Annotated in this window: 10 protein-coding genes; 5 read left to right on the top strand and 5 right to left on the bottom strand. The window is 64.7% G+C overall.

Going from position 1 to position 12885, the window contains the following annotated elements; genetic code table 11:
* Window positions 1-10 precede the first annotated feature (10 nt).
* Genes CO675_RS26600 through CO675_RS26590 form a run of 3 tightly spaced genes read right to left on the bottom strand, consistent with a single transcriptional unit; the run spans window position 11 to window position 3700 of the window.
* A complete protein-coding gene (locus tag CO675_RS26600) occupies window positions 11-775 on the bottom strand; it encodes an SDR family NAD(P)-dependent oxidoreductase (protein WP_097674804.1) in 765 nt (254 codons plus the stop codon).
* The gene (locus CO675_RS26595) at window positions 772-2490 is read right to left on the bottom strand and encodes an FAD-dependent oxidoreductase (RefSeq protein ID WP_198964752.1); all 1719 of its coding nucleotides are present in this window, start codon (window positions 2488-2490) and stop codon (window positions 772-774) included. Before CO675_RS26595 ends, CO675_RS26600 begins: the two co-directional genes overlap by 4 nt.
* A 10-nt stretch (window positions 2491-2500) precedes the next feature.
* Window positions 2501-3700: an ABC transporter substrate-binding protein gene (locus CO675_RS26590; RefSeq protein WP_097674945.1), complete on the bottom strand. Its 1200-nt coding sequence runs from the start codon at window positions 3698-3700 to the stop codon at window positions 2501-2503.
* Window positions 3701-4060: 360 nt separating this feature from the next.
* On the opposite strand from CO675_RS26590, the gene CO675_RS26585 reads away from it, so the two are divergent.
* Window positions 4061-4990: an aspartyl/asparaginyl beta-hydroxylase domain-containing protein gene (locus CO675_RS26585; RefSeq protein WP_097674802.1), complete on the top strand. Its 930-nt coding sequence runs from the start codon at window positions 4061-4063 to the stop codon at window positions 4988-4990.
* 91 nt (window positions 4991-5081) lie between these two features.
* Here the strand turns inward: CO675_RS26585 and CO675_RS41110 are convergent, their stop codons facing one another.
* Entirely contained in the window at window positions 5082-5237 is a 156-nt protein-coding gene (locus CO675_RS41110; protein ID WP_198964751.1) for a hypothetical protein, read from the bottom strand.
* A gap of 293 nt (window positions 5238-5530) precedes the next feature.
* A complete protein-coding gene (locus CO675_RS26580) occupies window positions 5531-6868 on the bottom strand; it encodes an MFS transporter (RefSeq protein ID WP_245452928.1) in 1338 nt (445 codons plus the stop codon).
* A 397-nt stretch (window positions 6869-7265) separates the two neighbouring features.
* Here CO675_RS26580 and CO675_RS26575 point away from each other — a divergent pair, with 397 nt between their 5' ends.
* From CO675_RS26575 to CO675_RS26560, 4 genes are all read left to right on the top strand, one after another.
* Window positions 7266-8963, top strand: a complete 1698-nt coding sequence (locus tag CO675_RS26575) for an NAD-dependent malic enzyme (RefSeq protein WP_097674800.1) — start codon at window positions 7266-7268, stop codon at window positions 8961-8963.
* Between the two features lie 310 nt (window positions 8964-9273).
* A complete protein-coding gene (ggt, locus tag CO675_RS26570; protein ID WP_097674799.1) occupies window positions 9274-10956 on the top strand; it encodes a gamma-glutamyltransferase in 1683 nt (560 codons plus the stop codon).
* A 186-nt stretch (window positions 10957-11142) separates the two neighbouring features.
* Window positions 11143-12480, top strand: a complete 1338-nt coding sequence (locus tag CO675_RS26565) for an MFS transporter (RefSeq protein ID WP_097674798.1) — start codon at window positions 11143-11145, stop codon at window positions 12478-12480.
* Between the two features lie 25 nt (window positions 12481-12505).
* A complete protein-coding gene (locus CO675_RS26560) occupies window positions 12506-12883 on the top strand; it encodes an SPW repeat protein (RefSeq protein ID WP_245452927.1) in 378 nt (125 codons plus the stop codon).
* The last annotated feature ends 2 nt before the right edge of the window (window positions 12884-12885 follow it).

Below are 12885 nucleotides of genomic sequence, written 5' to 3'. Positions count from 1 at the left end.
GACAATTTGCTTATACGGCGAGAAACCCTCCGTCGACCGGCAGGGTCACGCCGTTCACATAGGATGCCAGCTCGGACGCGAGGAATACCACCGGACCGACCAACTCCTCCGGCTGTCCGACGCGGCCGAGCGGCGTGCGGCCCAGAAAACCGGCGAGCCGGACAGGGTCGTTGCGGGTCGCTTCGGTCATCGCGGTCTGGATCACGCCGGGTGCGATCGCATTGACGCGGATGCCGTCGGCGGCAAGCTCGCGGGCAAGCGCCTGGGTGAGGAGCTTCACGCCGCCCTTGGATGGCGCGTAGCCCAGCGTATCGGCGACGCCGAGGAAGGAAGCGATCGAGCCGAGATTGATGATCGCGCCGCGCGTCTCGCGCAGCGCCGGCAGGAAGGCATGGGTGACGTTAAACGTGCCGGTCAGGTTGACGTCGAGCACCCGCCGCCAATTCTCCTGCGCGCGCGGCGAACAGATGCCCTCACGGATGATGATGCCGGCATTGTTGACCAGGATCGCGATCGGCCCGACTTCGCGCGCTACGTTCTGCGCGAGAGTGTGACAGGCCTCGGCATCGGTCACGTCGAGCTCGAACGGCCACGCCGCGCTGCCGCGCTGGCGAATGTCGGCCGCGGTCTGCTCGGCGCCGGCGCGATCGATGTCGGCGACCACGATTTCGGCGCCATGCGCTGCGAGGCCGAGCGCGATGGCGCGTCCGTTGCCGTGCGCGGCGCCGGTGACCAATGCGCGCTTGCCCGCAAGCAGGGTCGCCATCGTGCTCATGCCGCGCTGCTTTCTGCCGCCGCGCCGGCGATGTGCTTGCCCGCGATGTAGCCGAAGGTGAGAGCAGGGCCGAGCGTGATGCCGGCGCCGGGATAGTTGCCGCCCATGATGCTTGCCATGTCGTTGCCGGCGGCATAGAGGCCGGCAATCGGCTGGCCGTCGGCGTCGAGCGCGCGGGCATTGGCGTCGGTGCGGATGCCGGCATAGGTGCCGAGATCGCCGACCACCATCTTGATGGCGTAGAACGGGCCGTGCTGGATCGGCGCGATGCACGGATTGGGGCCGTGCAGCGCGTCGCCCTGGTAGCGGTTATAGGCGCGCGAGCCTTTGCCGAAGGCGGGATCGCGGCCCTCTGCCGCGGTTGTGTTGAACGTCGCAACCGTCGCCTCGAGCGCTTTCGCATCGATGCCGGTCTGCGCGGCAAGCTCGGACAGCGTCGCGCCGCGCTTGAGATAGCCGGTCTTGAGATGGTGGCCGAGCGGCATTGGGCGCGGCGGCACGCAGCCGAGGCCGTATTTGCGCAGCGTCTCGTGATCGCAGACGAGGTACGCCGCGATCTCCTCGCCGGGCTTCGCCGCCTTGATCATCTCCTGCACGAAGTCGTGGTAGGAATTGCCTTCATTGGCAAAGCGCTTGCCGTCGCGCATCACCGCGATCACGCCGGGTTTGGCGCGGTCGATGAAATGCGGCATCACGCCCTTCGAGCCGTCCTTGCGGGTGGTGACCGAGACCGGCACCCAGGCCGCGGCATTGGGCAGCGAGTCCTCGACACGGCCGCCGGCGGATTCCGCGAGGCGCAGGCCGTCGCCGGTGTTGCCGACAGGACCCGGAGAGTAATGTTCCTTGCCGGTCGGCGCATGCGGAAACATCTTCTGCCGCCGCGCGACGTCATGCGGAAAGCCGCCGCAGGCGAGCACGACGCCACGCGTCGCGTTGACGCGGATGGTGCGGCCTTCGCGCGCGATCACCGCGCCGCGCACCACGCCGTTCTCGACGATCAATTCGCGTACCGGCGAATTGAGCCAGAGCGGGATCTTGAGGTCGAAGGCGGATTTCGCCAGCCGGCCGGCCAGCGCATTGCCGTTGGTCAGCGTCATGCCGCGGCCGTTGCGCATCACGTCGATCGCGTGCTTCGACAGCCGCTTGGCGACATAGGCCGCCGAGGTCAGCGACCGCGTCGCGCGCATGAAGTGGACGATCTCCTTGCCGGAGCCGAGCATCATGCCGAACACGGTGAGCTCGGGCAGGGGGCTGCCGAGATCCTTGATGGCATCGCCCAATTCGTGGCCGTCGAACGGCCGCGTCACCATCGAGCGGCCGCCCTGCGCGCCGCCGGGCGCTTCCGCGTGATAGTCCGGGAAGGTCAGTGGCATGTCGAACCGCACGGCGGTCTTCGTCGTGAAGAAGTCGACCGCCTTCGGCCCTTCGGTCAGAAACGCATCGACGCGCGCGGCGTCAAAGCTGTTGCCGGCCTCATGGCGCAGATAGGTTTTGGCCTGATCGGGGCTTTCCGCGATGCCCCAGGCCTTCGCCAGCGAGGTGCCGGGAATCCACAACCAGCCGCCGGAGCGGGCGGTGGTGCCGCCGAAGCGCGGCTCCTTCTCGACCACCAGGACCTTGAGGCCGTGATGGCCGGCGGTGACCGCTGCCGACAGCCCGGCGCAGCCGGAGCCGACGACGAGCGCGTCGCACTCATAAGTTTCTTCGTTGGCCACGCGATCGATCCTATTTCTTGAGCAGCGGGCATTTGGACTCGGACACCGGACGGAAGGCGTCCTCGCCCTTCACCGTCTTGATGATGTCGAGATAGTCCCACGGCTCCTTGGATTCCGAGGGCTTCTTCACCTTCGCCAGATACATGTCGCGGATGACGCGGCCGTCGTCGCGCAGCCTGCCGCCATGCACGAAAGTGTCCTCGATCGGCAACTCGCGCATCTTGCCCATCACCTTTTGCGGATCGTCGGTGCCGGCAGCCTGGATCGCCTTGAGATAGTGCAGCACCGAGCCGTAGACGCCGGTCTGGATCATGGTCGGCATCACATTGGTGCGGGCGTAGAACTTCTTCGACCAGGCGCGGGTCTTCTCGTCCATGTTCCAGTACGACGCCGTCGTCATGTAGGTGCCTTGCGCGGCGTTGAGCCCGATTGCGTGTACGTCGGTGTCGAACATCAAAAGGCCGACCAGCTTCTGCCCGCCCTGCACGAGGCCGAACTCGCCGGACTGCTTGATCGAATTGTCGGTGTCCTGGCCGGCATTGGCGAACGCCACCACGTCCGCCTTCGAGCTCTGCGCCTGCAGCGCGAACGAGGAGAAGTCGGCGGTGTTGGTCGGATGGCGCACGCTGCCGAGCACCTTGCCGCCCATCTCGTTGATGAAGCGGGTCGCATCCTTCTCGAGCTGCTGACCGAAGGCGTAGTCCGCGGTGATGAAGTACCAGGACTTGCCGCCCTCCGCGATCACGGCCGAGGCCGTCACCTTCGACAGCGCGTAGGTGTCGTAGGTGAAGTGCACGGTGTTGGGGCTGCACAATTCATCGGTCAGCGAGCTCGCACCGGGGCCGGACAGCAGCGCGATCTTGTTGCGCTCGCGCACCATGTTGTGCACGGCGATCGCAATGCCGGAGTTGGGGATGTCGGCGATCGCGTCGACCTTGCCGTTGTCGAACCAGCCGCGGGCGATCTGAACGCCGACGTCGGTCTTCATCTGGTGGTCGGCGGAGATGATCTCGATCGGCTTGCCGAGCACGGTGGGGCCGAATTCCTCCACCGCCATCTTGGCCGCCTCGACCGAGCCCGGGCCGGAATTGTCGCGCCCCCAGCTCGACAGGTCGGTCAGCACCCCGATGCGCACGACGTCATCGGAAATCTGGGCGTGCGCGGCCGTGGTCATTGCCGCGAGAATGGCTGCCGCCAACAAATGTCTCATCATTCCTCCCTCTGGATGTCCGCATTCTCAGGCGGAGCATCCCGCGATTAGGAATTATCTAATCAGTTTGTCAATGGCGAATTAGATGTGTGGGAATGCTGCCACACGATTGCCTCCTCGAATGTGGCGGTGCTTCACATTCGGTGAGTAAGCGCTTACATGGCTCATCCGGGATGACACTGCGGTTGGGTTTCGGGCTCGCGCCAGAATTCGGCAGCAGTGCCAAGTCACTATGAAACAGGGGAATTTTCGCGGACGGCGTTGCGTTTCGCCGCCCGGGGCTAAGCCGCCCATCGAGGGTCTAGGCTGCTACGGGGCGGTGCATGGAGAGCATCGGCGAGCCGCGATCATAGACGGATTATGTTGAGACAACTCTTCGCGCCGCAGCTCGTCATTCTCTACGTGCTGGTGGCCTCTACGCTCTACGTCCACTTCCGCGGCAAGCAGCGGCTGCGCTTCGCCCGCCAGCTCGGCGATCACTCGACCTACCTCGCGCCCTACAATGTGCTGATGTATGCGGGCTCCGCCGTGCCGAACACGCCGGTGATCCCGGTCGAGCAGTTTCCCGAGCTTAAGATGCTCTCCGACAATTGGGAGGCGATCCGCGACGAGGCGACGCGTTTGTTCGACGAGGGCTTCATCCGTGCCGCCGCCAAGAACAACGACTGGGGCTTTTATTCGTTCTTCAAGAGCGGCTGGAAGCGGTTCTATCTGAAATGGTACGACGACTTCCTGCCGTCGGCGCGCACGTTGTGCCCGAAGACGGTGGAGCTGCTGAATTCGATCCCCAACGTGCACGGCGCGATGTTTGCGATGCTACCGCCCGGCGGCAAGCTCGGGGCGCATCGCGACCCCTTCGCCGGCTCGCTGCGCTATCACCTTGGTCTGGTGACGCCGAACTCGAACGCATGCCGCATCCTGGTCGACGGCGTCGAATGCGTCTGGCGCGACGGCGAAGCCTTCATGTTCGACGAGACCTTCATCCACAGCGCCGAGAACAAGACCGACGTCAACCGCATCATCCTGTTCTGCGATGTCGAGCGCCCGATGAAATACGGCTTCATGACCCGGATCAACCGTTGGGTCAGCCACAACATCGTCAAGGCGTCGGCGACCCAGAACGTCGACGGCGAGCATGTCGGCGCGCTGAACAGGGTATTCGGCAAGCTGTACGAGATCCATCTCGCCAGCCGCAAGGTCAAGGAGTGGAATCGGAACGTGTACTACACGCTGAAGTACTCCGTGACCGCGCTGATCCTCGGCCTGATCGTGGTGTCGGCGCTGCGCTGAAGGCCGTGGCCGCGCCGCGTTGAACGCAAAAGCCCCGGAGCGAACCGGGGCTTTTTGTGTCTGGGGCGTGAGCTGTGGGGGCGCAACCGCATCAGTCGCGTTCGAAAACCTTGGCGCCGGGGTAGACCCGCCGGGCATAGGCGACAACCCACTCCCGGTTCTGGGTTTCCAGGAACGGCGTGCGGATCGTGCACGACCCGACGATGAGGTGCCACAGGCCGTTCAGCTTCTGAATGTTGACGATCATGTGAGTGTTCCTCGAGAACCCGCGTTCCAGTCGACACTTGCTACGCGTGATAGTGCTGCGCTTCACGCCTCGGCGCAGTGATCCCGATCACAGAACTCAACTCGCGCCCGCTGTGGAACGAGGATCGCCATCGAGCATAAGAGTCTCGCCTCGACGCTCAACTGTACGAGCGTAAGCACAGGGCATCACAAGGAATCAGAGGGGCTATACCAAGGTATGCCGCCTTGAACGCAAAAACCTCGGAGCGAACTCCGAGGCTTTTGTTTTCCAGGACTGCGTTGCGCTGTTCGAACTTACGGTTCCCGATTGGCGCCGACGCCGAGCGAATCGATGGCGTCGGAAGCGGCATCCATGTCGGCCGCCGTGATCGGCTGGTCGACGATGAACAGATAGCATCCCGCCGAGACGACGCCGATCAAGGCCCCGACGACCAGCGCCGGCACGAACGAACCGGTCTTCTGCACGATCAGGCCGGTCACGGTCGGCGCCAGCGCTCCGCCGAGATATCCGCCGAAGTTCTGCACCGAGCCGATCGAGGCGGTGCAATTGGTCGGGACTGCGACCGAACTCAAGGCCCAGGCGCAGGTGCTGGTCACATAGACCAGAAACAGCGAGATCGAAATGAAGGCGATCGCCAGTGCGTTGCTCTCGACGTAGGCGGCAGCTACCGTGCAGGCGGCCGTTCCAAGCAGCGAGATCGCGGCCGGATAGCGCCGGCTCCTGAGCGGCTCGACGCCGCGCCGCACCAGGATGTCGGCGATGTATCCGCCGACGACACCGCCGACGACCCCGCAGGCGAACGGCACCGCGGCGGCCCATCCGGTGTATTTCACGCTCATGTGGCGTTCGATCTCAAGATAACCCGGCAGCCAGGCGGTGTAGATCCAGGTCAAATAGATGCAGCCGAAATAGCCGAAGATCATGCCCCAGGTGGTGCGGAAGCGGAACAACAGCGACCAGTCGCGGAACGTGACCTTGGTGCGTTGCCCGGGTGGATCGCCTTGTGTCCGATAGGCGTTCTCGTGCGTCGTGAGCGCAACCTGCTCGGGGTTGCGATAGAGCGCATACCAGCAGGCGGCGACGACGAGGCCGGCGATGCCCATGATCACGAACATGACGCGCCAGCCGAATGTCAGCATCAGATAGGTCAGCAGCGGCACGGCGATCGCCGTACCGAGCGATGACGCGCAATTGAACACGCCGGTCGCAAGGCCTCGGTCGCGCTGATTGAACCAGTCGCGGACCACGCGCGCACCGGTCGGAAATTGCGGGGCTTCGCCAATTCCGAGCAGGACGCGGGCGCCGAAGAATTGGCCGAAATTCTGCACCAGCCCGCCGATGAGCTGCGCGAACGACCACAGGCTGAGGCCCATGGTGAGAAGAAGGCGGGGACCCAGTCGGTCGACCATCGCGCCGGTGGGCAGTTGCGAGAACGCATAGGCCCAGAGGAACGCAGAAAGCAGATAGCCCATGTCCGCGATGGACAATCCGAGTTCCTCGCGGATCAGCGGATTGGCAACTGCGAGGGTCGCGCGATCGATGTAGTTGACGACCCCTGCAACGACCAGCAAAGCCAGCGCGACGCGCTGAATCGATTTCAGACGTGGCGTCGCAAGCTCCATTTCCGGCATGATTCGTTTTTCCTCACCTGTAATTTTGCCGGACAGTATCGGCGCGCGTCGCGTCGAACCAGAACGCAAGTTGCGCAGCCTGCGTTGCGATTTTGACATGGACCGGGTGTCGGTTCCTGATCGCTGTTGCGCGACGGGGATGCACATGGAGCGTCGCCGCGTCATCCATGGATCACGCTCTCGCGATGTGGTTGGTTTGACGATCCAGAGCGGCTGCGTGGCCGATGCAAGCCGGACACCGGCACTGGCGTCATCGCGCTGTCACCAACGGCTGCGAGGCAATCGATCCGGCCTCATGGGCCGATAAGAACTTGGCGAGAAGGGCGGGGTTCGGGTTCCGGTCGCTCGCACCCAAGTGCTAAAGTCTGGCCGGGATTCCGTATCGAAAGGCCCTCTCATGTCCGAGACCACTGCAGCTTTTGCCACGACTGCGCTGAGCGGTTACGAGCTGTTGGCCGATCCGCAGTTGAACAAGGGCACGGCGTTCTCCGAGGCCGAGCGTGAGGCGTTCGACCTGCACGGCCTGCTGCCGCCCAATATCCTGACGCTGGATGAGCAGGTCTCGCGCCGCCTCGAGGCGCTGCGCGGCTACGAGACCGACATCGAGCGTTATGCCTTCTTGCGCGAACTGCAGGACACCAACGAGACGCTGTTCTACGCGCTCCTGGTCGGCAATCTGGAAGAGCTGTTGCCGATCGTCTATACGCCGACCGTCGGCGAGGGCTGCCAAAAATTCAGCCGGCTGTTTCGCAAGCCGCGCGGGCTGTTCCTGAGCATTCCGCACCAGCACCGGATCGACCGCATTTTCGCCCATCCGCGCTTCGATCACGTCGAGGCGATCGTCGTCACCGACGGCGAGCGCATCCTCGGCCTCGGTGACCAGGGCGCCGGCGGCATGGGCATCCCGATCGGCAAGCTCGCGCTCTACACCGGGTGCGGCGGTCTGCATCCGGCGACGACGTTGCCGATCCTGCTCGACGTCGGCACCGACAATCCGGACTGCCTGGCCGATCCGCTCTATATCGGCTGGCGCAACGAGCGCATTCGCGGTGAGGCCTATGACGATTTCATCGAGGCGTTCGTCGCGGCGGTGGTGAAGCGCTGGCCGCGCGTCCTGCTGCAATGGGAGGACTTTGCCAAGAACAACGCAACGCGCATGCTCGAGCGCTATCGCGACCGGCTCCTGACCTTCAATGACGACATTCAGGGCACTGCAGCGGTCGCGACCGGCGCCTTGCTGTCCGCCATCAACGTCACCGGCGTGCCGCTGACCGAGCAGCGCGTCGCGGTGTTTGGCGCGGGCTCCGCCGGTTGCGGCATCGCCAGCCTGATTCGCGCTGCGATGATCGATGCCGGCCTGTCCGAGAGCGAGGCGGCGAAGCGCTTCTTCATGGTCGATCGCGATGGGCTGCTGCTCGAGGGCATGGGCGGGCTCGCCCCGTTCCAGCTGCCTTTCGTCCAGAGCAAGCAGGCGATCGCGGGCTGGCAGCTCAGCCATCCCGACAAGATCGCGCTGCTCGACGTCGTGCGCAACGCCAGGCCGACCGTGCTGATCGGCGTCTCCGGCCAGGCCGGTGCGTTCTCCGAGCCGATTGTCCGCGCGATGGCCGAATGCAACAAGCGGCCGGTGATCTTCCCGCTGTCCAACCCGACCTCGCGCGAGGAGGCGACGCCTTCCGATATCGAGGCGTGGACCGAGGGGCGGGCGCTGATCGGCGTCGGCAGCCCGTTCCCGCCGATCATGCGCGAGGGCGCGCGCTTCAAGGTCGATCAGACCAACAACTCCTACATCTTCCCGGGCGTCGGCGTCGGCGCGCTTGCGGTCGGCGCCAGCCGGGTCAGCGACGGCATGTTCATGGCCGCCGCCAAGGCGCTGGCCAGCGTCTCGCCGGCGCGCAGCAACCCGAAGCACAATCTGCTGCCGCCGGTCAGCGCGTTGCGCGATGTGTCGCTGACGGTTGCCTTGGCGGTCGCGCTGCAGGCGCACAAGGAAGGGCTTGCCAAGGACATCCCGATCGACGAGGTCGAGGCGCGCATCCAGGCCAAGGTCTGGACGCCGCGCTACGTGCCGTATCGGCGCAGCGATCGGACCTAGAGCCGCGCGTCGGCTGGCCTCGGGCGGCAGCTTCCGCTCGGTCAACAGTGTCGTCCGGCCCGTTGCAGGCGGCATCTCCGCTTCGGCGACCTGCGCATCGGTCGACCGGTGCCAGGCAAGACCGTCGCTGACAGGGTCGGGAGGGCCGGGTACCTCCTCCGCGCTGCGGCTTGACCGAAGTAAGAGTTTCCTTCAATATTGGTATACCAAATACCAAGCGTTGTCCTTCGGGATCTCGGCGTCGTGCGGTCTCCGCAGCGCGCGGCCGCAGAACGATGTCGACGCAACAAGGAAAACGAGGGGAGGACAAATGGCCAATCTTGGCATGTCGCGCAGGGAGTTGCTGGTCGGGTCGATGCTCACGGCCGTTGCTGCGGCGGCGCCGAGACCGCTCTGGGCCCTCGACACTGCGGGTGCGCTGGCGCGATCGAAGACCGGCATGGTGACGAGCCCGCACGAGCTTGCGACGCAAGCGGGGCTCGAGGTGCTGCGCAAGGGCGGCAATGCGATCGAGGCCGTCATCGCCATCGGCGCCACGCTGTGCGTGACCTATCCGCATTTCAGTGGCCTCGGCGGCGACAGCTTCATGGTGATCAGTGATCGCAAGGGCAATGTGCGGACGCTGTCCGGCGTAGGCCAGGCCGCGCTGAACCTGCCGAACTACAGCGGCTCGGTGCCGGTCCGTGGCCCGGGGGCGGCGCTGACCGCGGCGACGACCGTCGACGTCTGGGACCAGGCGTTCGATTTCAGCCGCAAGTCCTGGGCAGGAAAGCAGAGCTGGGCGTCGCTGTTCGCGCGCCCGATCGAATACGCCAGCAAGGGATTCCCGGTCACGCCGTCGCAACGCTTCTGGCAGGACATGGAAGCGAACAATCTGAAGGACTGGCCCGACATCCGGCGCATCTTCATGCCCGGCGGCCGGATGCCTGAAATCGGCGAGCCGCTGCTCCAACCCGAACTCGCGAAATCGCTGGAGATGCTGGCGGCGAACGGCGGGCGTGATTTCTATGAAGGAAAGCTCGCCGCACGCGTCGCGGCCGGACTGAAGCAGATCGGCTCGCCGCTGACCGCCGACGATTTGGCGCGCTGCCGCGCCCGCGACGAGACGCCGTTGCGGATCAGCTATCGCGGCGGAGAACTGCTCGGGCTGCGCCCGCCGACGCAAGGTCTCACGACGCTCGAAATCATGGGCATCCTCGACCGCTTCGAGCTTGCGAAATACCCGGAAGGGAGTGCGGACTACTATCACCTGCTGGTCGAAGCGGTGAAGCAGGCCTTCATCGACCGCAACCGCTACATCGGCGATCCGGAATTCGTCGACGTTCCGGTCAATCAGCTGCTGTCGGCGAACTACCTCGATGCCCGCGCCAAGGCGATCAGCCTGGAGAAGGCGATGCCGTGGCCGCACGTGTTCAAGAAGGGCGACACGGTCTATCTCGCAGCGACCGATCGCGACGGCAATTGCGTCAGCATGCTGCAAACCGTCTACTACGATTGGGGAAGCGGCATGGTAGCCGGCGACACCGGCATCATCTGGCACAACCGCGGCGCCTCGTTCAATCTCGACCCGGCCAGCCCCAACTGCCTCAAGCCGGGCAAGCGGCCGTTCCACACGCTCAATCCCGGAATGTACCTCAAGGGCGGACGGCCGCATCTGCTGTACGGCACACAGGGGGCCGACGGCCAGCCTCAGACGCTCGCGGCAGTGCTGACCAGGCTGATCGACTACAACATGGATCCGCTCACCGCGCTGTCGCGACCGCGGTTCCTCCTCGGCAAGACGTTCTCCGATTCACGCGACAGCCTGAAGCTGGAGAAGGATGCCGGTGAAGAGGTCTTCAAGGTGCTCGCCGAGCGAGGCCACGAAATGAGTCCGATTCCGGCCCAGAGCCCGCTCGCAGGGCATCCGGGCGCGATCCGGATCGACGCCGACGGAAGCATCACCGGGGCGCACGATCCGCGCAGCGACGGTCGCGCCCTCGGGCTGTCATGAGACGAAGCGCGACACGTTGACGAACCTGCCCGGCGGCTGACAGGCGCATCCGGCGCCCGGGCCGACTAAAGTTCTAGGCGCTCCGTTCCATTCTGATGGAACCTTCTGCGCGACCATGTCGTTCGTACTCAAACGACCCGAACGGTCAAAATCCACCCGGGGGGCTTGTCCGAGGGAGACGTCCCCATGACGACACTTGGTCTCGACGCCAACCATCTCTCGCCATCCGAGCATCAGCTCCAGCTGCGCCGCGCGGTCATCGCCTCCACGGTCGGGACCGCGATCGAATGGTATGACTTCTTTCTCTACAGCACCGTCACTGGCCTCGTGTTCGCAAAGCTGTTCTTTCCGCATTCCGACCCCTGGGTCGGCACGCTGGAGGCTTTTGCCATCTATGCGGTCGGCTTCATCGCGCGGCCGATCGGCGCGGCGATCTTCGGCCATTATGGCGATCGCATCGGCCGCAAGTCGACGCTGATCGCGACGCTGCTGTTGATGGGACTGGCGACTGCGGCGGTCGCGTTGGTGCCGACCTATTCCAGCATCGGTATCTGGGGTGCGGTGATCCTTACCGTGCTGCGCTTCATCCAGGGCGTCGGGGTCGGCGGCGAATGGGGCGGCTCGGTGCTGATGTCGATGGAATGGGCGCGCAACGATCGCTCCCGCGGCCTGATCGCGTCTTGGCCGCAATTCGGCGTGCCCTGCGGACTGTTCCTCGCCAACCTTGCGGTGCTGGCCTTCAGCCAGATGTCGGGCGACCAGTTCCTGGCATGGGGCTGGCGCGTTCCGTTTGCGCTCAGCATCATCCTGGTCGGCGTTGGCCTCTATATCCGGCTCGGCATTCTGGAAACGCCGGTCTTCGCCAAGCTGGTGGCCGAGCGTCGGCTCGACCGCACGCCGATGCTGACCGTGATCCGCGACCATCCGAAGGAGATCCTGCTGTCCGCCCTTGCGCGGATGTCCGAGCAGGCGCCGTTCTACATCTTCACCGCCTTCGTGTTCTCCTACGGCATCGGCACACTGCACATGTCGCGGGATATGTTGTTGACGGCGGTGCTGTCAGCTTCGGTGGTCTCGTTCGTGTCAATCCCGGTGTTCGGGCATCTATCCGATCAGATCGGCCGCAAGAACATGTACATGATCGGTGCGTTGGTGACCGGCATCTTCGGCTTCATCTACTTCGCGATGCTCAATACCGGATCGGCGTCGATCATCTTCCTCGCGATCATTCTCTCGCTCATTCCGCACGACATGCAGTACGGGCCGCAGGCCGCGCTGATCGCCGAAAGCTTCACCGGACGTCTGCGCTACAGCGGTGCCTCGCTCGGCTACCAGCTTGCGTCGGTGATCGCCGGCGGTCCGGCGCCGCTGATCGCAGCCTGGCTGTTCGGGACCTATCATTCGTCGACCGCAATCGCGATCTACATCGCGCTCTGCGCCGTCATCACGCTGGTCGCAACCGCGCTGATGACCGACTACACCGGCAAGGACATCAATGCCGCGGCCGCGCATCAGCAGCGGTGAGTTGAACGCAGCATGGGAGAAGCAGATGGTGAAATGGCGAAAAGAATCCGCGCTCGATCTCTACAACCTCGTCGCAGCGATCTTCCTGCTCGCCGCGCCGTGGCTGTTTGCGCACGCCAACCCGACGGCGGCGATCGATCTCAGGATCAGCGGTGCCGCGATCGCGATCATGTCGCTGGCGGCGATCGTCGCGTTCTCGATCTGGGAGGAATGGATCAATCTGTTCGTCGGATGCTGGCTGATCGCCTCGCCCTGGCTGCTCGGCTTCACGCACACCCGCGCGATGCATTTTGCCATCGCGGCGGGTGCGGTGGTCGCATTCATGGCCCTGCTCGAGCTGTGGCTCGAGTACGAAAAGACGCATCTCGGTCCGGCGGCACCGCAGGCCGCAGCAAAGCACTAGAA

This window comes from Bradyrhizobium sp. C9 (assembly GCF_002532045.1).
Classification (GTDB): Bacteria; Pseudomonadota; Alphaproteobacteria; order Rhizobiales; family Xanthobacteraceae; genus Bradyrhizobium.
Note: the sequence above shows the minus strand (reverse complement) of the source record. Positions and strands in the feature narration are given on the sequence as shown.

Excerpts from the sequence above, each read along its gene's own strand:
- CO675_RS26600 (WP_097674804.1), bottom strand. The coding sequence starts at position 775 with ATGAGCACGATGGCGACCCTGCTTGCGGGCAAGCGCGCATTGGTCACC.
- ggt (WP_097674799.1), top strand. The coding sequence starts at position 9,274 with ATGGCCAATCTTGGCATGTCGCGCAGGGAGTTGCTGGTCGGGTCGATG.
- CO675_RS26580 (WP_245452928.1), bottom strand. The coding sequence starts at position 6,868 with ATGCCGGAAATGGAGCTTGCGACGCCACGTCTGAAATCGATTCAGCGC.
- CO675_RS26585 (WP_097674802.1), top strand. The coding sequence starts at position 4,061 with ATGTTGAGACAACTCTTCGCGCCGCAGCTCGTCATTCTCTACGTGCTG.
- CO675_RS26590 (WP_097674945.1), bottom strand. The coding sequence starts at position 3,700 with ATGAGACATTTGTTGGCGGCAGCCATTCTCGCGGCAATGACCACGGCC.
- CO675_RS41110 (WP_198964751.1), bottom strand. The coding sequence starts at position 5,237 with ATGATCGTCAACATTCAGAAGCTGAACGGCCTGTGGCACCTCATCGTC.
- CO675_RS26560 (WP_245452927.1), top strand. The coding sequence starts at position 12,506 with ATGGTGAAATGGCGAAAAGAATCCGCGCTCGATCTCTACAACCTCGTC.
- CO675_RS26565 (WP_097674798.1), top strand. The coding sequence starts at position 11,143 with ATGACGACACTTGGTCTCGACGCCAACCATCTCTCGCCATCCGAGCAT.
- CO675_RS26575 (WP_097674800.1), top strand. The coding sequence starts at position 7,266 with ATGTCCGAGACCACTGCAGCTTTTGCCACGACTGCGCTGAGCGGTTAC.